A 23,055-nucleotide genomic window follows, 5' to 3' on the forward strand; every position below is an offset into this window, starting at 1 on the left:
AGCGTGCGCGGACGTTCACCCCATAGAATTCATCCGGAAGGCTCAGGGCCCCTCACATGTTCAATACGCTCATGAAATCGATGTTCGGTTCGTCGAACGAACGTTACGTCAAATCACTTGGTAAAATCGTCGCACAGATCAACGCGCTCGAACCGCAATTGCAGGCGCTTTCCGACGAGGAACTCGCCGCCCAGACCGACAAGTTCCGCGGCCAGCTGGCAGATGGCAAGACGCTGGACGATATTCTTCCCGAAGCCTTCGCCACCGTACGCGAGGCATCGGTCCGGGTGCTGGGCATGCGGCACTTCGACGTGCAGATGGTGGGCGGTATCGTCCTCCATCGTGGCGAAATTTCGGAAATGCGCACCGGTGAAGGCAAGACGCTGGTCGCGACACTGGCAACCTATCTGAACGCGATCGAGGGCAAGGGCGTTCACGTCGTGACCGTGAACGATTACCTCGCCGCGCGCGACGCGGAATGGATGGGCCGCCTGCACCGCTTCCTCGGCCTGACGGTGGGCGTGATCGTGCCCAACCTTGCCGAACCGCAGCGCCGCGACGCGTATAATTCCGACATTACCTATTCGACGAATAACGAACTGGGTTTCGATTACCTGCGCGACAATATGAAACACGAGCGCGGCCAGATGGTGCAGCGTCCGTTCAATTACGCGATCATCGACGAGGTGGACTCCATCCTCATCGACGAGGCGCGTACGCCGCTGATCATTTCCGGGCCGACCGAGGACAAGTCCGACCTCTACATCTCGATCGACGAGGTGGTGAAGACCTTCCCCGAAGACTGGTACGAGAAGGACGAGAAGCAGCGCAGCATCCAGCTGACCGAAGAAGGCACCGAAGAGGTCGAGAAGCTTCTGATCGAGAAGGGCCTGCTGGAGTCGGAAAATCTCTACGACGTGGAGAACACGCAGGTCGTGCACCATCTCGACCAGGCCCTGCGCGCCGTGCACATGTTCAAGAAGGACATCGACTACATCGTCAAGGACGACAAGGTCGTCATCATCGACGAGTTTACCGGCCGCATGATGGACGGTCGCCGCTGGTCGAACGGCCTGCACCAGGCGGTGGAGGCCAAGGAGGGCGTGAAGATCGAGCCCGAGAACCAGACGCTCGCCTCGATTACATTCCAGAACTACTTCCGCATGTATCCCAAGCTGTCGGGTATGACCGGTACCGCAGCCACCGAAGCTGCCGAATTCTGGGACATCTACAAGATGAACGTGGTCGAGATACCGACCAATGTTCCCGTCGCCCGCATCGATGAGGACGACGAATTCTACAAGAATACGCAGGACAAGTTCAAAGCCATCGCCAAGGCGATCGCCGAGAAGAATGCTGTCGGCCAGCCGGTGCTGGTGGGCACGGTGTCGATCGAAAAGTCGGAAATGCTCAGCGAATTCCTGCGGCAGGAAGGTGTCGATCACGAAGTTCTCAACGCGCGCCAGCACGAGCGCGAAGCGCATATCGTGGCGCAGGCAGGCCGCATCGGTGCCGTGACCATTGCGACCAACATGGCCGGCCGCGGGACGGACATCCAGCTGGGCGGCAACGTCGATTTCCGGATCGACGACGAGCTGGGCGACATGGAAGATGGCGCCAAGAAGGATCTGGAAAAGGATCGGATCAAGGCGGAAGTTGCGGCCGAGCGCCAGAAGGTGCTGGATGCAGGCGGTCTGTTCGTGCTCGGCACGGAGCGCCATGAAAGCCGCCGTATCGACAACCAGTTGCGCGGCCGTTCGGGACGCCAGGGCGACCCGGGTCTGAGCCGGTTCTATCTGTGCCTGGAGGACGATCTGCTACGCATCTTCGGTCCGGACACGCTGTTTGCCAAGATGATGAACTCGAACCTGGAAGACGGCGAAGCCATCGGGTCCAAGTGGCTTTCCAAGGCCATCGAGACCGCCCAGAAGAAGGTCGAGGCGCGGAACTATGAGATCCGCAAGCAGGTCGTCCAGTACGACGACGTGATGAACGATCAGCGCAAGGTGATCTATGAACAGCGCGCCGAAATCATGGACAGCGAAGCGGTCGATGATGTGGTGGTCGACATGCGTCACGATGCGATCAATTCGCTGGTGGGCGAAGCCTGTCCTCCCGGCTCCTATCCCGAGCAGTGGGATATTGCCGGCCTGAAGGAGCGCGTCGGCGAAGTTCTCGGCATCGACGTCCCCATCGAACAATGGGTCGACGAAGATCAGGTCGAACCGGAGATTATCGAGGAACGACTGGCGGCAGAAGCCGACACGATCATGGACAACAAGATCGCGGCGGCGGACCCGGGCCTGTGGCGCCGTATCGAGAAAAGCGTGCTGCTGCAGGAACTTGACGGGCAGTGGAAAGATCACCTCGCAACCCTCGACGCCTTGCGTCAGGTAGTGGGGCTGCGCGCTCATGCGCAGAAGCAGCCGCTGAACGAATACAAGCAGGAAGCCTTCAGCCTGTTCGAGAGCATGCTCGACAATCTGCGCGAGACGGTGACCAACAAGCTGATCAGGCTGGAACTGGTGGAGCCGGCACCGCTGCCCCAGATAGACCTGCCCGACCTTCCCGATTTCCTGACCGGCCATATCGATCCGCTGTCGGGTCTCGACGATTCGAACGATGGCGATGGTTCGGCCAGCCGCGCGGCGCTGTTCGGCGCCCTGGCGGGCAGTCCTCGTGCGGCCGTAGGGCCGGGCGGCTCTGCCAGCGACAACCCCTATGCGGGAATGGAAATCAGTCGAAATTCGCCGTGCCCGTGTGGATCGGGCAACAAGTACAAGCATTGTCACGGGGCCATCAGCGCCGGATCGACGGTCTGATCGAACCGTCGCGCCGCCTGTGGCGAAATATCAGCTAGTATGTGGGACGGGGGCCGTGGACGATCACGGTCCCCGTTCATTCATTTCCAGGGATAGGCCTCGGTTCGGATTGGGATTTCACCTATGGCCGCATTGATTGCGGGATTTTTCGTCACGGCGCTGCTCTATGCGAGCGTCGGGTTTGGCGGCGGGTCGACCTATACGGCTTTGCTTGCCCTATCGGCGGTCGACTATCGTGTGCTTCCGCTTCTTTCGCTGGCCTGCAACATCGTGGTCGTCGCAGGCAGCACGGTGCGATTTGCGCGCGCGGAGATAACGCCCTGGCGCGGCGCGATAATCCTGACAGCGATCGCTGCGCCGGCAGCATTCCTGGGTGGTCTGACACCTATCGGCCAATCCGCATTCCTTGCCATACTGGGTGCAAGTCTGCTGCTGACCGCGTTGACGCTGGTGCTTCCGTCGCGGGCAAGCGGAGATTCCGACCCGACGCGCTTGGCGCGGTTCATGCCATTGCTGGCCGTTCCGCTTGGCTATCTGGCCGGCCTGGTCGGCATTGGCGGCGGCATCTTCCTGGCGCCGTTTCTTCACCTGACGAAGTGGAACAGCGCGCGAGCCATAGCGGCGACGGCAAGCCTGTTCATTCTGGTCAATTCCCTGTTCGGGCTGGCCGGACAATTGCTGAAAGGCGGCGCAGAACGACTGGGGGCGGCGGTGGACCTTGGCCTGCCCCTGCTGATCGCCGTCGCCATCGGAGGCCAGATCGGCAGCTTCCTTGCGCTGAAATATCTGCCCCAGCGCTGGATCCGCCTCGGCACCGCAGCGCTCACCGGCTGGGTAGGCGCGCGTCTGCTGCTGAATTTGTGAGAATAGTGGTCACCTGAATTAGCCGTCCCGTCAATCGGCGAGGGGCAATCGCACTTCAAACGTGCTGCCTTCGCCGGGCAGGCTCTTCTGAAGCACGATCTCACCGCCATGCAGTTCGACGAGCTGTTTCACCAGTGCGAGGCCGATGCCCAGTCCTTCGCCCACGACGCCCAGCCCGTTGTCCGACTGTTCGAACATGTTGAATATCTGGGCCTGCTGACCGGGCGGTATGCCGATGCCGTTGTCGGAAATTTCGATGATAGCGAAGCCATCGGCTTTCGAGACCTTGACTCCGATGTCACCGCCTTCGGGCGTATAGCGCGCCGCATTACCGACTATGTTGCTGATGATCTGAATAAAACGCGCCGGATCCACCTCGAGAGTGATCGCATCGTCCGGTGTCTCGACTGTCAGGCGATGATTGGCAGCGACGATGGCCGGCTCCGCAAGCTCCAGGGCGGCCGGCAGCACCTCGTCGAGGCCGACCTTTTGTTTTCTCAGCAATATCTTGCCGCGTTCGATCCGGTTTATGTCGAGCAGATCGTCGACGAGGCGGGTGACATGGTTGAGGTTCTGCCGCATCGAGAGCCGCACCTGGCTGAGGTCTCGCCCGCTATTCCCGCGATCCAGTATGTTGAGGCCGGATGAGAATACCGCCAGCGGATTACGCAATTCGTGGGCAAGCACTGCCAGAAACCGGTTCTTCTGCTGATTGGCGGCTTGCAGCGCGGCGCTCAGTTTCGCCAATTCGTCACGCTGGGCGGTGATCTGGCGGCGCTGGTTATACAGATCGAGAAAAACATTCGCCTTGGAGCGCAGGATGTCCGCTTCGATCGGCTTCTGGATGAAATCGACGGCGCCGGCTTCATATCCGCGGAAACGACGCGCCTCATCGCCCGATCCCGCTGTTACGAAGATAATGGGGATGTGCCGCGAACGCTCGTTGGCGCGCATGAATTCGGCCAGTTCGAAGCCGTCCATACCCGGCATCTGGACATCAAGCAGCGCGAGCGCGTATTCGTTGGCGAGCATCAGCTCGAGCGCTTCTTCGCCGCTTTGCGCCTTGTGCAGATCCAGGCCTTCGCTTGCGAGGAGCGCCTCGAGCGCCAGCAGGTTCTCTTCGAGATCGTCGACGAGCAGGAATTTGACGGGATCGGTCATTCTTCGAGCATCGCTTGCAGGGCGTTGGGGATGTCGTCCAGCCTTATCGTACTTGCTGGGGGGCATGCGGCGAGGGCCGCTTCGGGCATGGTGGCGACTTCCGCAGTCGCCGGGTCCTGTACGAACCCGCGGCCGCCGGTCTTACACACAGCCTTCAACCCTTGGGCGCCATCCTGGTTCGCGCCGGTGAGGACAACCGCCGCGAGCGCCGATCCAAACGCATCGGCCGCAGTCTCGAACAGGACGTCGATGGCGGGGCGCGAGTGATTGACGGCTTCGTCGGACGACAGCGCGAGCGTTTCCGCGGTTTCTACCAAAAGATGATAATCGGGCGGGGCGAAATAGATCGTGCCGGGTGCAAGCGGCTCCTTGTCCTCAGCTTCCTTGACCCTGAGGCGGCATTTGCGCGCGAAGAGATCGACAAGGGCATTGTCCTTGCGCGGCGGAATGTGAACGACCACCAGGACCGGCGCTGGGAAATCCGCAGGCAGGTCCGGCAGCACATGCGAAAGCGCCTGAACGCCTCCGGCGGAAGCCCCGATGACTACTGCTCGCAGGCTCATCGCGACGCCTTCCGGTAAATCTTCTCTTCGCGAACGAATTCGGAGAAGAGATGTGCATGTGCCGAAAAGCGCAGGCTTTCCTTCGAGCCGACGCCGAGAAATCCGCCCCGGACCAGCGCGTCGCCAAACAGTCCGACGACGCGATCCTGCAGTTCGCGATCGAAATAGATCAGCACGTTGCGGCACGAAATCAGATGCATCTCGCCGAACGCGGCATCGGTCACGAGGCTATGGTCGGAAAAGACGGTGCGCTCGCGCAGGGACTTGTCGAACACGGCCCGGTCGTAATTCGCGGTATAGTAATCGGACAAAGACGTGTGTCCGCCCGACAGGCGATGGTTTTCCGTGAAGAGCCTGATGCTTTCGAGGGGATATACGCCCGCCTGTGCCGCCTTGAGCGCGGTAGGGTTGATGTCGGTCGCGTAAAATATCGTCCGTTCGGCCAGACCTTCCTCGGCGAAGAGGATCGCAAGCGAATAAAGTTCTTCACCGTGGCTGCACCCGGCGACCCACACCTTGAGCGAGGGATAGGTGCGCAGGTGCGGCACCACCTTTTCTCGAAGGGCCCGGAAGTAGGACGGGTCGCGAAACATTTCGCTGACCTGGACAGTCAGAAAATTCAGCAATCGGGGCAGGATCGTCTCGTCATGAAGAACGGCGGACTGCATCTCCGATATGCTGTCATAGCCCCATTGCGTGCGCGCTTGCAGCAGGCGCCGCTTGATCGATGCGCGGGCGTAATGTCTGAAATCGTAATGATAATGGCGATATACAGCATCCAGCAAAAGCTGGATCTCGATATCTTCGATACTGTCCGCCATCAGCGAGGCATCCATACGCGCACCAGCGAGAGCAGTTTGTCGACGTCGATCGGCTTGGCCATGTAGTCGTTTGCGCCCGCATCGATGCATTTCTGCTGGTCGTCCGGCATGGCCTTGGCCGTGAGCATGACGATCGGCAGCTTGGTCCATTGCGAATTGTCCCGGATCGCACGAGCCGCGGTCAGCCCGTCCATGACCGGCATCATTACGTCCATCAGTACAAGGTCGATCTGCTTGTCGGGATCGCCTTCAGCCTCGGCAAGGGCGTCGAGGGCTTCCTGGCCGTTGCGCGCGATCCGCGTGAGGGCCCCGCGAGGTTCCAGAACACTTGTCAGCGAATAGACATTACGCACATCGTCTTCGACGATCAGAATTCGCTTTCCTTCCAGTGCGGCGTCGCGGTGACGGGCTTTCTCGATCATCTGGCGCTGTTCGGGCGGAAGTTCGGAGACGACGCGGTGGAGAAACAGCGAGACTTCATCGAGGAGACGTTCGGGAGATTTCGCTCCCTTGATGATGATCGAGCTCGAATAGCGGCGAAGGCGTTGCTCTTCCTCTGTCGACAGGTCGCGCCCGGTGTAGACGATCACCGGCGGTAGCGGCGCTTCGCCTTCTTCGCTCAGGGTTTCCAGCAAGGTAAAACCCGAGGCGTCAGGCAACGAGAGATCGAGGACCATGCAGTCGTACTGACCATCCCGCAGTTCCTCCAGGCACTCGGCCGCCGTGCCGACCCCGACTGTCTCCACGTCCTGCGATCCAAGTAGCTCCCCGACCGCATCCCGCTGAACCTCGTCGTCCTCCACGATCAGCACGCGCCGCATCCGGGACGCGAGCTTTTCCTGAAGACCGGCGAGCACTTCGGCGAGCTGTTCGCGCGGCGCAGGTTTCTCGAGAAAGCCGATCGCGCCCAATGCCAGCGCCGTCTGGCTCTGGTCCGAACCGGAAATCACGTGAATGGGAATATGCCGCGTTTCTTCCTGATGCTTCAGGCGATCGAGCACGGTAAGACCGGACTGATCGGGCAGGCCGATATCCAACACGATCGCACTTGGACGGTAATCCCGGGCGAGATCGATCGCTTCCTGTGCCGTCCCGGCGACAATGCACTGGAACCCCAGTTCGCGCGACAGTTCGCAAACGATGCCGGCGAAGGTCGTGTCGTCCTCGATGACGAGCAGCAGCCGCTTGCCTTCCGCAAGGGCATCGCGATCGTCGTCGAGCATGGCGGGCTTGGCTGGCGCGGTTCGCGGCTTCGCTGGAGGTAACGCGGCCGGGGTGGGCGCGTCGTCACGGGTGACCGGCATCGGCTGACGCGACGCAACCTTGGCAGGATCGTAGGCTGTCGGCACACTCACTACGAAAGTGCTGCCTTTGCCTTCTTCGCTTTCGAGCCTGATGGTGCCGCCCAGAAGGCGCACGAGTTCGCGCGAGATCGACAGGCCGAGCCCAGTGCCGCCGAATTTGCGGCTGATCGTACCGTCGGCCTGCTGGAATGCTTCGAAGATCGCCTCGCGCTGACCTTCGGCGATGCCGATGCCGGTGTCGGTCACGGCAAGCTCGACCATGTCGTCCGATCCGGCGGCGATCGACAGTCGGACGCTTCCCTTCTCGGTGAATTTGAGCGCGTTCGACAACAGGTTCTTGAGCACCTGCTCGAGCCGTAACCGGTCGGTCTCGATCGATCTTGGAGCGTCGGGCGCCACGGTAATATCGAGTTCCAGCCCGCGCTGCTGCGCAACCGGTTCGAACACCTTGCGCAGGTCCCCGGCGAGCCGTTCGGTTGCAACCGGCGCTGCTTCGATCTCCACGTGGCCGGCCTCGATCTTGGAAAGGTCCAGAATGTCATTGATCAGCGTCAGAAGATCGTTGCCCGAAGATTCAATCGTGCGGGCGAATTTCACCTGTTCGTCCGACAGATTGCCGTTCGAATTGTCGGCCAGAAGCTTGGACAGGATCAGCAGCGAGTTGAGCGGGGTGCGCAATTCGTGGCTCATATTGGCCAGAAAATCGGATTTGTACTGGCTCGCCTGTTCCAGTTCACGCGCCTTCAGCTCAAGCGAGGCGGCAGCGCGACCCAATTCGTCGCGCTGGCCCTCAAGCGTCTGGGCCTGCTCTTCGAGCTGGCTGTTGGTCTGCTCAAGCTCGACCTGCTGCAGTTCGAGGCGCGCCTGCGATTCCTTGAGCGCATTGCCCTGTTCCTCGAGCTCCTCGTTGGAGACCCGCAATTCCTCGCTCTGGGCCTGAAGCTCGCCGGCCTGCCGCTGCGCTTCCTCCAATGCGTCTTGCAAACGCTCACGGAACCGCGCCGATCGCAAGGCGATGCCCACCGCGCCCGAGACCGCTTCAAGCAGTTCGAGCACGCGCTCGTCGACTCCTTCAAAGAAGCCGAGCTCCATGACGGCATTCACGCGCCCATCGGAAAAGGCAGGCGCCACGACCACATGCCGCGGTGTTTCGCTGCCGAGCGCCGATCCGATCTTCAGGTACCCTTCGGGCAGGTTGGTCAGCATCGTCGCTCGTGCATCCGCCGCGACCTTTCCAAGCAGCCCTTCGCCAGGCCCGAACGCTTCGGGCACTCCGGCCTCATCCGGCACGCCAAGCATGGCAACTCTATTGAAGGCGCCGCCTTCGCTCTTGAAAAGCGCACCGGCGACCGCGTCCGTGCGATCGGCGAGGAATGTCAGAATGGCCGCCGCTAGCTGAGAGACGGTCTTCTCACCCCGCATGGCTTCGCTAAGTTCGACCTGTGCGGTCTGCATCCAGCGCTGACGCTCTCGGTTACGGTTCGTACGGACCATCAGTACGAAGATCGCAATTGTCAGGGCGATGCCGATCAGGCTGGTGACAATGGCGCTGACGACAGCGGTGCGCGACGCTGCGGCAAGTTCCTCGACCCGTTGCTGGCGCTCGCGCACTTCCTCGCGCTTCATCTGCGCCAGCTGATCGCGGATTGCGTCCATGGCGATCTTGCCGCGCTCGCTAACGGTCAGATCGATGGCTTGCGCGATACCTTCATTGCGCCGCGTCTGGATGGCGCGGGCGGAAAAGCGGAACTTGTTCTCGATCGCAGAACGGAGCCGTTCGACATTGGCACTTTGAACACTGCTTGCCCGGGTCAGCGATTCAAGTGCCGTCAGATTGTCGCGCGCAGTGCTGACCCCGTCGTAATATGGCTCGAGAAAATTGCCCTCGCCGGTCAGGAGATAGCCGCGCTGCCCAGTCTCGGCGTCCAGACTTGCCGCCAGCAGTTCGTCGAGAGTGCTCAACACTTCGTGCGTATTGCGGATTCGCGCTTCGTTGGCGCGCATGTCGTTCACGTTGGAATAGGCGGCGAAAGCGCTGATCAGGAAAAACCCGACACCGATCAGCAGCCCGCCGATCGTCCATCCATTCGCGGAATTACGAAACAACCGCGCATATGCTGTATTTTTCAAAGAAACGGCGCCTTAAGGAAATTCGCGCCCGCCTTAGCGAGGCCCGTTGACGGTTATCAAACAAATTTCGCGATTTATCTGATGGCGACCCGGAGAAAAGGTGGCGCGGATCCCGTGTGTATTTCGAATTTTGTTTAGCAAGCAGTGATCGAGAAAGTGTCGGCGAAGCAAGCGCGCTGTGGCTTGGAAACGCCGACCATCCAGGAAGACAAATACGGAATCTTTGCGGTGGGCGATCGTTACCTCAGAGAATGAGCACCTTCGCAAAGAATCCGCTTCATCGCTGCAGCTCTATTTTTCTTTTTCAGACGATTGAGCGGCGCCTCGTGTCCAACCGGTCTTGTAGCGATCGAACCAGGCGAGGATCGCCGAGGCTTTTGCTGCGGATTGCGAGGGGCGGGCGGCGATGCCACCATGGCTGGCTCCGGGGACTTTGACCAGTGCCGTCGGAACGCCACGCAGGCTTAGCGCAGTGTAATACTGTTCGGATTCGCTGACGGGGGTGCGATAGTCCTCGCTTCCGACGACCACCAATGTGGGTGTCTCGACATCGCCAACGAGCGACAGCGGCGACATGCGCCAGTAGGTTTGCGGATCTTCCCACGGCTGTGCGCCGATCCAGTATTTGCCAAAGAAGGAAGGGCCATCGGCAGTAAGCGCTTGGGTGGTCCAGTTGATGACCGGCTTTTGTGTTGCCGCTGCCTTGAATCGCCGCGTTTTGCCGACGATCCAGCTTGTCAGAACGCCCCCACCCGAACCGCCGGTGACGAACAGTTGGTCGGGATCGGCGATCCCGAGCGAGATTGCGCGATCGACGATAGACATGAGGTCGAAATAATCGTTGCCCGGATAGGCCTTGTCGATCTGATTGGCGAAATCTTCGCCATAACTGGTAGAGCCCCGCGGATTGGCGGACAGCACAGCGTAGCCTGCTGCCGCGTAGAGCTGATTGTCGGTCGAGAAATGCGGGCCGTAGGCCGCGAACGGACCGCCATGTATTTCGAGGATGAGTGGGACGCGCTGGCCTTCGACGTAATTCGGCGGCAAGGTCAACCAGCCTTCGATCTCGAGCCCGTCATGGCTTGATTGTGTCGCTATACGTCGAACTTCACCGAGAGATTTGACTGCTCTCAACGACCGGTTGAGATCCGTCAGAATGCGCGCTTCGCCGCCGGCACGAGCAAGCTGAACTTCGGCTGGGCGAGTTGCGGTGCCCCCTGTGAAAGCGATCATATCATCGTCGGAAACTGAGAAGCTGCCGCCGGTGTAGGGGCGGTCGAGGCCGCCACCGGAAAGACCATCGACTACATCGCGCACCGAACCATCCAAGGCGACGCGAGCTACCCTCGTCTCACCGGAAATATCGTATTGCGCATAGATCCCGCGTCCATCGGCATCCCAGACGATACCCGTCGGGTTGAAATTCCAGTCGGCTGTGAGGTTGCGGACATTCGATCCGTCGCGGTTCATGACATAGAGGTCGTTGTCCTCGTAGGCTCGCAATGCATCATCGAAGCCGAGATAGGCAATCAGCTGCCCGTCAGGAGATACGACAGGATTGCCGTCCGGACCATCGCGATCGGTCAGTTGGCGAATTCCGCCGGACGCCACATCGAGCGCATAGACCTCACCTTCGACTGAATCGATTTCCCAATCGGCACGGCGGTTGGCACCGAAATATATCGTGGAGCCATCCGGCGACCAGCTAAGTGGGCCGCCATCATGGAAGCGGCCGAAGGTAAGCTGGCGCGGCGCGCCTCCCGTGCTCGGCACAACGAAGATCTTGTCGAAACCAGGTTCCAGATAGCCTTGGCCGTCAGCCCGATAAGTCAGCAGATCGCGAATTTCGAGTGGCTCGGCCCAGTCTGCACCTTCCGGCTTGTCTGATGGCGCAGTGCCCAGCTTGGGGCCGTCATCCTTGACCAGCATCGTATAGGCGATCGACCGACCATCGGGCGACCAGGCCATGCTCGAAGGGCTGGTGGGTAGTCCCGTCAACCGAACGGCATTGCCGCCCTCGATCCAGTGCACCCAAAGTTGCGGCCCGCCGCCTTCCGTGGACACATAGGCAAGTCGGTCGCCGCTGGGCGACCACCGAGGGTTGAAAGCATCGCCATTGCGTCCGGCGAGCGGGGTTTCGCGACCGGTGCGCGTGTCGATCAACCAGATCGATCCAATCGCGCGATCGGACATGATGTCGTTCGACTGGCGCACATACGCAATGTAGCGCCCGTCGGGGCTGATTTGCGGATCGCTGGCGATGGCAAGATCGAACAGGTCGGCGCCGGTGAAGCGGCGCTCGGGCCCGCTGCGGGTGCTGCCCGTGGCAGCACCCGACATGGGGGTGGCCTGCCGGGACTGTGCATCCGGAGCAGCCGTTTGCTCAGGTTCGGGTTGCTGTGCGACGGCCATCTGCATCGGGAATGCGAGCAATGCCATGCTCATCACCAACTTGCCTGTGGCCATGCAGTATTCCTTTCCTTTGTTCGAAGATCTCGGGCGCTGGGTGTTTTGGAGCTTAGGCGAGTTTTCTTATCTGGTGCAATGATCAGCGTGCCCAACTTAGCATCGCGATGCGGAGCCGTTTCGCCCCTCCGGTATAAGAGCTCGTCGGAACATTCGGTGGGCCAGAGGTTAGAATTGGAGCCTTGTCCAAAACCAAGGCCATTCATCTGGGCGAAAATGCTTCGCCTCACTGTTTGAAGCAGTAGCTCACAAATGAGGTGGAAATTGATACGCTCAGTATATGGTGCTTTAGCGGCTCTTACTTTGACATCCACGGGTTGCGGTGCGGCCCAAGATGCTAACAACACGTCATCGCATGACATGGGTGAGACGGCGCCCGCAACGCGGGGCCTGGACGCCGCCGCCATGGAGCAGGTCCTCAACCGAGCCGAGAACCTTCCCAACATCCGCTCGCTCATCGTGATGCGGGGCGGTGAGGAACTTGTTGCGCGGCGGTTCCATGGCGGAGCCGCGCTAGACGATACTGTTAACATCAAGTCTGCCTCCAAGTCGGTCATTTCGGCACTGGTAGGGATTGCGATCTACCGGGGCATTTTTGATGGCGTCGATCAGCCGATCCTAACCGAATTGTCGAGCCATGCGCCGCGAGAGGCCGATCCACGCCTCAGCCGTCTGACCATAGGCAATCTGCTTTCAATGCAGGCCGGATTGGAACGCACGTCGGGAGAAAATTATGGCCGTTGGGTGTCGAGTCCGAACTGGGTTCGATATGCGCTCTCGCGGCCCTTCGTTGAAGAACCAGGCGGTGCGATGCTCTATTCGACCGGCAGCACCCATCTTCTGTCCGCCATGCTGACGGAGGCATCGGGTCGATCGACCTGGGCCCTGGCGCAGGAATGGCTGGCCGATCCGTTGAATGTCGCCATCCCGCAATGGGAACGCGATCCACAGGGAATTTACCTTGGCGGCAATCAAATGGCCATGAGCCCGCGCGGCATGGCGAAGTTCGGAGAACTCTACCGGCTCGGCGGGGCGATCGATGGGAAGCGCCTGCTGCCAGAGGAATGGGTCGAACTCAGTTGGAAGCCTCAGACGACTTCCCCCTGGAGCGGCGAGCAATATGGCTACGGATGGTTCATATCCGACGTCGGCGGACATGAGTTGTATTATGCGTGGGGATATGGAGGCCAAATGATCTATGTCGTGCCTGACCTCGAATTGACGGTGGTCATGACGTCCACAACGGATGTCGAGCGCGGAGGGCAACATATTGCCGCTCTGAGAAGCCTGCTTGCGGAGGGCATCGTTCCGGCCGCGAAAACCGGCGGAAGCGTTTAGTCCGTTACTATGTGCAGATGGCTTTGAAACCCGCAGCCATGAAATCGGCCATGCGTTGCTTCACCGCTTCGAAATCCTCCGATTGGCAAAGGCCATCGGACAGTTTGTCGATCCGCCCCGTTCGCGCGAGCGTGAGTAGCAAGGCGCCGGACACGAAATGATAGCCCCAGAAAATATCGACCTTGTTGGCATCGGGCAGGGCGCGGTTGATGATGTCGACCAGCTTCAGGACAACCGGGTCGAAATTCTTGTCCATGAGTTTCGCGCCCCATTCGGGCGTATTGGCCACTTGCGATGCGAGCGCCCCATAATTGCGCCAGCCTTCGCCTCCTGCGCCATACAGGTTGAGGTCCGTGTCGAGAAAGGTGTGTAGCGCCCCTTCGACGGTAAGGTTGTCTTCGTTTGCCTTCTCGTATTCTTCCAGCGCTTTCATCCGCAATTCACGAGTCACTTCGGCGCGGCGCTCGAAAACGGCTTCGAAAAGGGTATCCTTATCGTCAAAATAGTAATTCACCAGCGTATGGTGAACGCCTGCACGTTGGGCGACATCCTTCAGCGTCACCCCGTAAAGTCCATGTTTCGAGAAGAGATATTCGGCTTCGTCCAGGATCTGTTCGGTCGTCTCGGCACGCCGTTCCGCTTTGCTCAGCGGCTTTTTTCCGGGCTTCCTGGCTGCTGGCACGCTGTTACTCTTCCGCATGGACGCCGCATCTGCGGCCGCGAGGGTGATAGAACGCTCATGCATTGCAATATTCGTTCCGTAAGCGCAACTTGTCGATCTTCCCGGTTGGCGCCAAAGGCATCTGCGGCAATCGCACGACGTGATCGGGGATCCACCAACTAGCCACCCGACCGTCCAGCTCTGCCAAGAGTTCAGCGTCGGTGGGGGAATACCCATCGCGCAGTTCGACGAGCAAAAGCGGACGCTCTCCCCACTTGGGGTCGCTGCGTCCGATGACCGCAGATTGCGATACGCAGGGAAGGGCGGAGATGACCGTTTCGATCTCGGTCGGATTGATCCATTCGCCACCTGACTTGATCAGATCCTTGGAGCGCCCGGTGATGAGCACGGTGCCGTCCCGCTCGATCCTTGCGAGATCCCCGGTGTTGAACCAGCCGTCTGCGGTGGCCTGCTGTTCCTGCCCGAAATAACGATCGACCACCGCGGCGCCCCGGACCCAGAGGTGCCCCTCGACCTCCCGCTGCGCGTCCAAAGGGTTGCCTTCGCCATCGGTAAGCCGCAAGTCGACACCGACGGCCGGGCGGCCGGAGGTGCGCGGATCGCGCGCCTCCGCACCCGGGGGCGTCGCCGTCCCTAGCGGCGATAATTCGGTCATGCCCCAAGTCGTCTGGACCTCGATCCCGCGCTGCTCGATCCGGTCCATCAACGCCTGCGACATGGGCGCACCGCCGACCATGATGCGTTTAAGGCTCGGCAACTGAATTCCATTCGCATCGAGATGATCCATCAGCCCGAGCCAGACCGTGGGCACGCCGACCGCTATGGTGACGCTTTCGTTCGCGATGAAGCGCGCCAAGCTGGCACCATCCGCGTAGCGCCCCGGCAAAACCAGCTTTGCGCCGACAGCGGGACAGGCGAAGGGCAACCCCCAGGCATTGGCGTGGAACATCGGCACGACCGGCATGACCACTTCGCGCGCGGTGATCGAGGTTACATCGGCTTGAAGCAGCTTCAGTGTATGGAGGTAATTGCCGCGGTGGGTGTAGGTGACGCCCTTCGGTGCGCCCGTCGTGCCGGAGGTGAAGCAGAGGCCGCTGGGCAGAGTTTCGTCGAAGCCGCCCCATGCGATCTCTTGAGAGGGTTGTACTAACAGGTCATCCAGGCTGTCGTTACCATCCTTCACTGGGCCCAGCGCAATGAGGCGGCAGGCGCCTTTGGTTGAGGCAACAATCACCTCGCGCGCAAGATCGAGCAGGTCGGAGCTGGCCAACAGGATGGACGCTTCCGATTGCCCGATCATCCAACCCAGCTGTTCGGCGGTCAGGCGGGGGTTAAGCGTGTGGCAGACCGCACCCATCCCCATGATGCCGTACCACGCTTCGACATGTTCCTGCGTATTCCACGCGAGCGTGGCCACTCGGTCGCCAGTCTTAATGTTAAGCGCGTCCAGCGCGGCCGAGACGAGGCGAGCCCGGAGATGCAGTTCCGCGTAATTGATCCGTCCGACTGTTCCGTCATCCCGGGCGCTCACCACTTCGGCGTCGGGATGCCATTTTGCAGCGTGGCCCAGAAACCGATCCAGCGTTAGCGGGAAATCCTGCATCGCCCCATCGATCATCGGCACTGGTCCACGGGGGGCGGAAGCACAGGTGAAGCGAGGCCCGCATTCCAGTTCCATTGCTGATCGCCTGCGGCGCGGCGGCGGCAGACGACATGCTCGACCAGATCATAGCGATAGCTCATGACGTCCTCGATGACGTGTGGCCTCTCGTCGAACACCATCCAGTTTTCGCTTTGTCCGAACGCCGGCCATTTTGGATTGCCATCGGACGACGGCTCGCCCGAGCGGGCAAACGATGTCCAGTAATCGACCATCGCATCGGACAGCGCCCGTTCCTTGCGATCGCGTGGAATGCGTGGCCAATTGGCGGCGGTCCGTTCGATCGTTCCGAACATGTAGGGCAGCTCGGCACCGTGAAATGCGTGAAGGCCTGTTTTGTCGGCGGCAGGATATCCATGATCGAAGAGATAGACGAAAGCCGGGGAGCCAACCGCTTCCTGCTTTTCTGCAATACGCTGCGTAGTCCACCCATAAAGCGCATCACGCGTCGTCTCGAGCATGCTCTGCTCGATCCTCTCGGAGGGGTAGATCCGCAGAAAGATATCGGCCACATCGCCATAGGCATTGCGGATTTTGGCTTCGTATTCTTCTTTACCGGATGGGGCGGGGGGCAGCAGCATCCGCAGCGAGCGAATTTCCCCGCTATTGAAGCCGGCGAGGACCGGCACGCGAGCTTGCGCTCCTTGGTCGAACACATCGGTGATTTGCGCAGGGACGATCTTGCCGTCCACTGTGAAATAGGTCTGGAAGCCTGCGACGGTCGACTTTCTCGTTATCTCGCCAGCGCTCATCTCGCGCAGTCGGGCCAGATTTCCTGCGCCAATCGCTTCGGCGATGCGCACTCCTTCGCTTTCGGCGGAAGGGTGGCCATTGAGCACTTGTCGAAGGCTCGGCTCGGAAACCATATATGCGCTCTGCATAACGGCACGGTCGAAGAGGCCCGTGGCAAGCGGGGATGCGAGGAGGTGCATGACGCTAAGGCCACCCGCCGATTCCCCCGCTACAGTCACATTGCCGGAATCGCCGCCGAATGCCGCGATGTTGCGCTCGACCCAGCGCAGCGCCTCGATCTGATCGAGGAGACCGTAATTACCGGAAACATTGTCCGGCGATTCCGCAGACAGTTCGGGATGGGCCATGAAGCCGAGCGCCCCAAGCCTGTAGTTGATCGAGACAACCACGACCCCACGCTTTGCCAGTTCCGCCCCGTTATAGAGCGAGAAACGGCCTGCGCCTGTCAAGAGCGAGCCGCCATGAATCCAAACGAACACCGGCGCATGATCCGCATTCTCGGGCTGCCAGACATTGAGCGAGAGGCAGTCCTCGCTCATCGGTGGGAGGTCCTCGTAATAAATGTTTGCAGGTACGTTCGGGAATTCGGGCTGGTTGCAGATTGGGCCGAACTCGCTCGCATCGACCGGTGCGCTCGCACGCGCTTTCGGTACGGGCGGGCGCCAGCGACGCTCGCCGGTCGGCGCTTCTGCATAGCTTATCCCGCGAAAGACATTCGCCGAGCCCTCGGTAACACCCTCGAATGTACCGGCGGGCGCGGTGACGGACGGCCTCTCGGCAGACGATGCGGCTGCAGAAAGGCCGAGGGCCGTCATGCCAAATGCGATGTGACGAAGCGCCCGATAGTGCGACCGGATCATGGTCAGATCCCGTAGCTCAGGCGGATGCCAAATGTCCGCGGACGCAGGGTGCCGAAACGGCTGATCAGGAAGGCTTCTGGATGGATGTAGGTGATGGAATGATCGTCGAAGATGTTCTCTACATAAAGCTGCGCGCCGAGCTTGCCCTTGTTTACCCCAAAGCTAGCATTGACGTTGGTATAGTCGTCGGTCTGCCCAAAGGTCGCGAGGCGCACGTTCGGGTTGCCCGGCTGGTTGGGGAAACTGCTGTTATATTCGCCGATATACTGAGCGTTCGTGGCTAAGGTCGCCTCCATGTCGTCGGCAAGATTGAAGGTATAGCTGACGAAAGCGGCCCCCTGAATACGTGGGGCGGAAAGCCGGTGACCGATTTCTGCGCCCGAGATCGCCGCTTCGGCGGCTGTCAGTTCTGTGATCTTTGCATCATTATAGGCACCATTGGCGCCAAGGAACCAACCAGTCGCCGGAACTACGCCAAGCTCGAATTCGATACCCTTGCTGGTCGCAGCACCGATGTTGGTGGCAAACTGAACGGAATCGCTGACCCGGTTGGCCTGGACCTGGATGTTGCTCCAATCGATGTAATAGGCTGCCAGATTTGCAGTTACTCGCCCGTCAAGCCAGACTGCCTTGGCGCCGATCTCATAGCTTTTCAGATCGTCAGACGTGGCGCCGAACGGAATGATAATGTCGTTCTCGCCGCCAGGAGCCACGCTGGGCCGACCTGCGGCGGCATTGACGATCGGTGCGCGAAAGCCAGTGGCGAATGTGGCGTAGGTGGTAATATTCTGCGTGGGTTTGAACGAAGCAGCAAGCTTGTAAGATGGCTTGGATCCTTTCGCTTTGACACCTTCCACCGCTTCATAGGGTGTAAAAATATCGAAGTTCAGCGGGATGCCAAACAGGGCGGCGGTATAATAATTGGTCTGAGCGCCGGGAATAAAAGGCGTGGTGCCTGTAGCGAGGAAGCCCCCCGCTTCGGTGAAGCCCTGAGCACTGATCTCCCCGTACCGGAGGCCGCCTGTCAGCCAGAAGCGGTCGGAGAAGCGATAGGTAAGCTCGCCGAACGCCGCGATTTCTTCGCTTATGGAGTATGTATACTGTTCCTGGAAATACTTGTCAGGAAGACCGGTAAGTCCACGTGCCTCGAGAAAAGCGGGGTTGGAACGATAGAGAAAGTCAACGTCCCGGCGACGGTTGAGATAGAAGCCGCCTACGACGAATTCGAACGCACCACCGAGCGAGGAAGCGAGCCTGGTTTCCTGTACGAACACGTTATCGAACGCATCGGCGTCGAGGCCGAAGGCGATCGGGGCGCCAGGAAAGGATCCGGGGGCGAAGGTTCCAGCCAGATCGACATAGAAACGCTGCTTGAAGTCCGAATAGGTTGAGGAACTGGTGAGTGTCGCCCAGTCGAAATCGTATTCCAATGTCGCATTGGCGATAAGCTGCTTGCCGGTGAAGCGATCAGGTTCATCGGAAATGCGCTTCTCCTCGCCAAGCGAGGGACTGGTTAGCGAGCTGTCTTTCGGGTCGCTGTTCTCGTAGCTGCCGAGCAGCTTGATCGACAGACGGTCCGTCGGCTGGAACAGCAGGACGAGCCGACCGCCGTAGTCGATCAGCGTGTTGGAATTGTTCACTCCGGTGCCGAGGTTGTCGAGATAACCTTCCTCGTCACGGTAGAAGCCGACCGCGCGAACGGCGACCTTGTCGCCAATCGGAACGTTGACCATCGCATTGTAACGCTGGCGGAAGGAATCATCGTTTGTCAGGCCGAAATCGACCAGGGCGGCCGTGTCGAAATAGCCGAGTTCCGGGCTCTTGGTGATGATCCGCATGGCGCCCGACAACGAGCCCGATCCGAACAAGGTACCCTGCGGCCCTCGCAGAAATTCCACCCGCTCGACATCGAACAGGTTTGGATCAACGACTGTGGTGTTGCCGATCGTCGAGACGGGCAGTTCGTCGATATAGACCGACACTGTACTCGACAGGTTGGCATTGTAGCCGTTGGTCGCGATGCCGCGGGCCGTGAAATTGTTGAAATTCTGGGTCGGGCGGTTGAGGATTACGCCCGGCGTTTCGCGACCGATGCCTTCGAAACCGACGATCCCTTTCTTGGTCAGTTCTTCCTGACCGAAGGCGGTGATGGAGAGGGGAACATCTTGGATGCTTTCCTCGCGGCGGGTCGCGGTGACGATGATCGTGTTGCTGGAGCGCGCAGCCTCGGCGCTGGGCGAAACATCCTCGATGACCTCTTCGCCGACGACGTCAGGTCCGGTGGACGGTTGCGCGATGTCGTTCGCATCCTGTGCGTAAGTCGGTATGGCATGTGCCGTGAAGGCGAGCGCCGAAGCTGTGGCAAAGTAACGTGCCGTCATCTTTTTTCTCCCAATCCCTACGACGAGTCGCGCCCGCCGCTTGCCGTACAACTCGTTCACGCGAACGATAATGTCAACATTCACTATCGCGCGCGTTAATAAAAGAGGACGAGGGCGTATCGAGGTTTCCACATTGACCAACGGGCTGACAGATCCTACTCACTCACTAACTAGTGAATGAAATCGCGCAGCACGACGCGAAGGGGAGAGTCGGGATGAACAACGGTAAACGGGCGGATTCCATCAAGCCTTGGGGCAACTCGTGATCGCGGCTGCCGCGGCGCCGGAGCGAGCTGTCCGCAAGCCGGACCGCAAAGCTTGGACGATGCTTTCCCTGCTGAGCTTCGTCTATGTGCTCAATTTTCTCGACCGCCAATTACTCGCAATTCTGGCGCTTCCGATCCAGGAATCGCTTGATATTACTGATGGTCAGCTCGGCCTGATCGGCGGGCTCTATTTCGCGATGTTCTATACTTTCATCGCGATACCGGTCGGTTGGCTTGCCGACCGCACCAACCGGGTGACAATTCTTGCGGTGGCCTGCGGTATCTGGAGCGCAGCCACTGTCGCCTGCGGGCTCGCGCGTTCTTACCCCGAACTGGTGGTGGCCCGCATGGCAGTCGGTTTCGGCGAGGCGGGCGGGGTGCCGCCATCCTACGCTCTTATCACAGATACTTTCTCGCCCGGTTACAGGGCAACCGCGCTTGGCATCTTCAACCTGGGTCCGCCCATTGGAGCGGCAGTTGGTATCGCTTTTGGTGCTTCGATCGCAGCCGCGTTCGATTGGCGTGACGCCTTCATTGTTGTCGGCATCGTTGGCATCGTGACCGCAATCCTGCTCAAAGTGGTCATGCGCGACCCCGAACGTGGAGCGACCGACATCACGCTGGATGAAACCGCGTCCATGCCGGCCCCGTTCGTGGGCACGGTGAAGGATTTTTTCCGTAACCCGTTGCTCGTGCGCGCCTCGCTCGGGAGTGGAGCGACGCAGTTCGTAACCTACGGCCTCGGCAATTTTGCGGTGCTCTTCCTCATGCGTGAAAAGGGTATGACGTTGGAGGAGGTTGCGCTCTGGTACGCCCTGGTGGTCGGCCTGGGTATGGGATCGGGCATGCTGGTATCGGGGCGCCTGCTCGACCGGTTTACACGGGGTACGCGGACGGCGTTCGCTCTCGCTCCTGCGGCGTCGCTGACACTCGCTCTGCCATTCTATCTCGGTTTCGTGTGGGCGCCAACTTGGGAGTTAGCGCTCATCCTACTGACGCCCGTGATGTTCTTGAACTACTTCTACCTCTCAGCTTCGATAGCGCTGGTGCAGGACGAGGTGCGTCCGAACCAGCGCGTGCTTGCAGGCGCTCTGCTACTGCTCGTGATGAATTTCATCGGGCTGGGTCTGGGGCCGACCTATGTCGGTATCGCCAGCGACTATTTCGCCGCGCAGGGCATGACCAATTCGCTCCAGGTCGCGCTCTATACACTTACGCCCTTCTTCGTCATCGCCATCCTGATTTTTCTCTCGTTGGCTAAGCGATTACGGAACGAAGTACGCGCCCTGGGTTGATGGCCAGCCATCGATCAGCACAGTCTCACTAGGTCACGTCGTCGATCACTTCGCGGATAGTATCGTATATACAGTCTAGTTGCTCACTGCTGATGCAGTAAGGCGGCATTACGTAGATGGTGTTACCTAGCGGCCGAAGCAGGACGTTTCGCTCTCGAAAGAGTGCAAGCATTCGCGGGGCGAGGTCGGAGAGATACCCGCTCCCTTCGCCCACCTCGAATGCAGTAATGGTGCCGGTTTGCCGAGGATTTTGAACCGCCCGATGCGTTGCCAGTGCGTTCAATTGCGCTGCCTGCCCTTCGCCCAAATTCGCGATCCGCTGCATGACCGGCTCGTTACGCCAGATTGCAAGGTTGGCGTTGGCGGCTGCGCAAGCGAGCGGATTGGCGGTATAGCTCGATGAATGGAAAAACATTTGCGCCCGATCTTCGCTGCGATGTGCGTCGAAGACAGGCTCGCTCGCCATTGTGACTGCCAATGGAATGGCACCGCCGGTCAGCCCTTTGGATAAGCACAGTATGTCTGGCTCGATTTCGGCCTGTTCGCAAGCGAGCAACGTGCCGGTCCTGCCCCAACCAGTCATGACCTCATCGGCGATGAAAAGGGTACCATATCGAGCGCAAATCCGGCGCATGTCCGCGAGCGTTTGCGAAGAATACATCAGCATCCCGCCTGCGCCGAGAATGAGCGGCTCCACAATGAACGCTGCCGCGCCTTTGCGACACGCTACTTCCAGGGCATCAAGCGCATGCTGTTCCGCACCATGCGAGGGAAAGGGGATGGACGTGACGTCGAACAACAGGGGTTCGTAAGCGCGGTTGAATGCGCCGCGCGCGCCGACCGACATGGCCCCGATGGTGTCGCCATGGTAGCCATTGTCCATCACGACCACGCTATGCCGCGTTTCGCCACGATGAAGCCAGTAACCCAAGGCCATTTTCAGGGCGACTTCAACGCTTGTCGATCCGGAATCGGAAAAGAACACGCGCGTCAGGCTTTCCGGCATCAGGGCGCGGAGACCTTTCGCTAGCTCTTCGGCCGGACCATGGGTCCAGCCCGCGAAGATGATCTGGTCTAGCACCGCAGCTTGCTCGGCAATGGCTGCGGCTATTCGGGGGTGAGCATGACCATGCGTCGTCACCCACCAGGATGAAATCGCATCGATTATCTGTTGGCTATCACTCGTATGAAGGACTGCGCCTTTGGCCCGCGCCACGGTCGGAATGGGTTCGCCCAAGCCGTGCTGGGTGAATGGATGCCAGATGGGCGATTCCCTCATTGAAAGTCGTCCATTGCGAAACAGCGCGCGAATGTGGCGGCAAGACTTTCACTATCAAGCGGATCAAGAAAAGGCAGGCGCCCCAGACGCCTGACCTTACCGATCGCGCAAATGGTCTCTTCGGTGTCCTCTTGCGGATTGCCGATAAAGGTGATCCCGAGAATTGGGACGTCGCGAGTGCGCAATGCCTCGATAGTCAGCAGCGAATGGTTGATGGTGCCAAGCGCGGTGCTTGCCACGATTACAACCGGCGCCGCCCAGCGCGCGAACAGGTCCGCATAGAGTAATTCACGGGTGACCGGAACGAGCGCGCCGCCAGCGCCCTCTACCACCAAAGGTCCCGTCACCTGCGGCAACGCTAAGGAAGCCGGATCGATGATGACATTGTCCAATTCGGCCGAGCGATGCGG

15 protein-coding genes are annotated in these 23,055 nt (G+C 60.0%); 4 read left to right on the forward strand and 11 right to left on the reverse strand.

Features of this window, described 5'->3' with window-relative positions; genetic code table 11:
• Positions 1–56 precede the first annotated feature (56 nt).
• On the forward strand, positions 57–2,822 hold the full coding sequence (gene secA / locus AC13F2_RS01550; protein ID WP_482964953.1) for a preprotein translocase subunit SecA: 2,766 nt from the start codon (positions 57–59) through the stop codon (positions 2,820–2,822).
• A gap of 123 nt (positions 2,823–2,945) precedes the next feature.
• A complete protein-coding gene (locus tag AC13F2_RS01555) occupies positions 2,946–3,686 on the forward strand; it encodes a sulfite exporter TauE/SafE family protein (protein WP_222827324.1) in 741 nt (246 codons plus the stop codon).
• A gap of 30 nt (positions 3,687–3,716) precedes the next feature.
• On the opposite strand, the gene AC13F2_RS01560 is transcribed toward AC13F2_RS01555, so the two are convergent.
• The 5 genes from AC13F2_RS01560 to AC13F2_RS01580 all read right to left on the reverse strand — a co-directional run bounded on the left by AC13F2_RS01560 (position 3,717) and on the right by AC13F2_RS01580 (position 12,005).
• The gene (locus tag AC13F2_RS01560) at positions 3,717–4,847 is read right to left on the reverse strand and encodes a hybrid sensor histidine kinase/response regulator (protein ID WP_482964954.1); all 1,131 of its coding nucleotides are present in this window, start codon (positions 4,845–4,847) and stop codon (positions 3,717–3,719) included.
• On the reverse strand, positions 4,844–5,410 hold the full coding sequence (locus AC13F2_RS01565) for a chemotaxis protein CheB (protein WP_482964955.1): 567 nt from the start codon (positions 5,408–5,410) through the stop codon (positions 4,844–4,846). The genes AC13F2_RS01560 and AC13F2_RS01565 overlap by 4 nt, the downstream gene beginning before the upstream one ends.
• Positions 5,407–6,231, reverse strand: a complete 825-nt coding sequence (locus tag AC13F2_RS01570; protein ID WP_234036375.1) for a CheR family methyltransferase — start codon at positions 6,229–6,231, stop codon at positions 5,407–5,409. Before AC13F2_RS01570 ends, AC13F2_RS01565 begins: the two co-directional genes overlap by 4 nt.
• Positions 6,231–9,539 (reverse strand): response regulator, encoded by a 3,309-nt coding sequence (locus tag AC13F2_RS01575; RefSeq protein WP_482964965.1) that lies wholly within the window; start codon positions 9,537–9,539, stop codon positions 6,231–6,233. The genes AC13F2_RS01570 and AC13F2_RS01575 overlap by 1 nt, the downstream gene beginning before the upstream one ends.
• Positions 9,540–9,956: 417 nt before the next feature.
• Positions 9,957–12,005 (reverse strand): S9 family peptidase, encoded by a 2,049-nt coding sequence (locus tag AC13F2_RS01580; RefSeq protein ID WP_482964966.1) that lies wholly within the window; start codon positions 12,003–12,005, stop codon positions 9,957–9,959.
• Positions 12,006–12,491: 486 nt separating this feature from the next.
• On the opposite strand from AC13F2_RS01580, the gene AC13F2_RS01585 reads away from it, so the two are divergent.
• Positions 12,492–13,469 (forward strand): serine hydrolase domain-containing protein, encoded by a 978-nt coding sequence (locus tag AC13F2_RS01585; protein ID WP_482964956.1) that lies wholly within the window; start codon positions 12,492–12,494, stop codon positions 13,467–13,469.
• A gap of 7 nt (positions 13,470–13,476) precedes the next feature.
• On the opposite strand, the gene AC13F2_RS01590 is transcribed toward AC13F2_RS01585, so the two are convergent.
• Genes AC13F2_RS01590 through AC13F2_RS01605 form a run of 4 tightly spaced genes read right to left on the reverse strand, consistent with a single transcriptional unit; the run spans position 13,477 to position 19,805 of the window.
• Positions 13,477–14,151: a TetR/AcrR family transcriptional regulator gene (locus AC13F2_RS01590; protein ID WP_234003113.1), complete on the reverse strand. Its 675-nt coding sequence runs from the start codon at positions 14,149–14,151 to the stop codon at positions 13,477–13,479.
• 55 nt (positions 14,152–14,206) lie between these two features.
• Positions 14,207–15,769 carry an AMP-binding protein gene (locus AC13F2_RS01595; RefSeq protein ID WP_482964957.1) on the reverse strand — a complete coding sequence of 521 codons (1,563 nt, stop codon included), beginning with the start codon at positions 15,767–15,769 and terminating at the stop codon, positions 14,207–14,209.
• Positions 15,766–17,424: a carboxylesterase/lipase family protein gene (locus AC13F2_RS01600; protein ID WP_482964958.1), complete on the reverse strand. Its 1,659-nt coding sequence runs from the start codon at positions 17,422–17,424 to the stop codon at positions 15,766–15,768. The genes AC13F2_RS01595 and AC13F2_RS01600 overlap by 4 nt, the downstream gene beginning before the upstream one ends.
• A gap of 2 nt (positions 17,425–17,426) precedes the next feature.
• The gene (locus AC13F2_RS01605; protein ID WP_482964959.1) at positions 17,427–19,805 is read right to left on the reverse strand and encodes a TonB-dependent receptor; all 2,379 of its coding nucleotides are present in this window, start codon (positions 19,803–19,805) and stop codon (positions 17,427–17,429) included.
• Positions 19,806–20,067: 262 nt separating this feature from the next.
• Between AC13F2_RS01605 and AC13F2_RS01610 the strand changes: the two genes are divergently transcribed.
• Positions 20,068–21,366 (forward strand): spinster family MFS transporter, encoded by a 1,299-nt coding sequence (locus AC13F2_RS01610; RefSeq protein ID WP_482964960.1) that lies wholly within the window; start codon positions 20,068–20,070, stop codon positions 21,364–21,366.
• Between the two features lie 28 nt (positions 21,367–21,394).
• On the opposite strand, the gene AC13F2_RS01615 is transcribed toward AC13F2_RS01610, so the two are convergent.
• A complete protein-coding gene (locus AC13F2_RS01615) occupies positions 21,395–22,645 on the reverse strand; it encodes an adenosylmethionine--8-amino-7-oxononanoate transaminase (protein WP_482970439.1) in 1,251 nt (416 codons plus the stop codon).
• Positions 22,642–23,055, reverse strand: a 414-nt coding sequence (gene bioD / locus AC13F2_RS01620; protein ID WP_482970440.1) for an ATP-dependent dethiobiotin synthetase BioD, incomplete at its 5' end; no start/stop codon positions are given. The genes AC13F2_RS01615 and bioD, both read right to left, overlap by 4 nt.

This window comes from Qipengyuania sp. L-5Y (assembly GCF_056859455.1).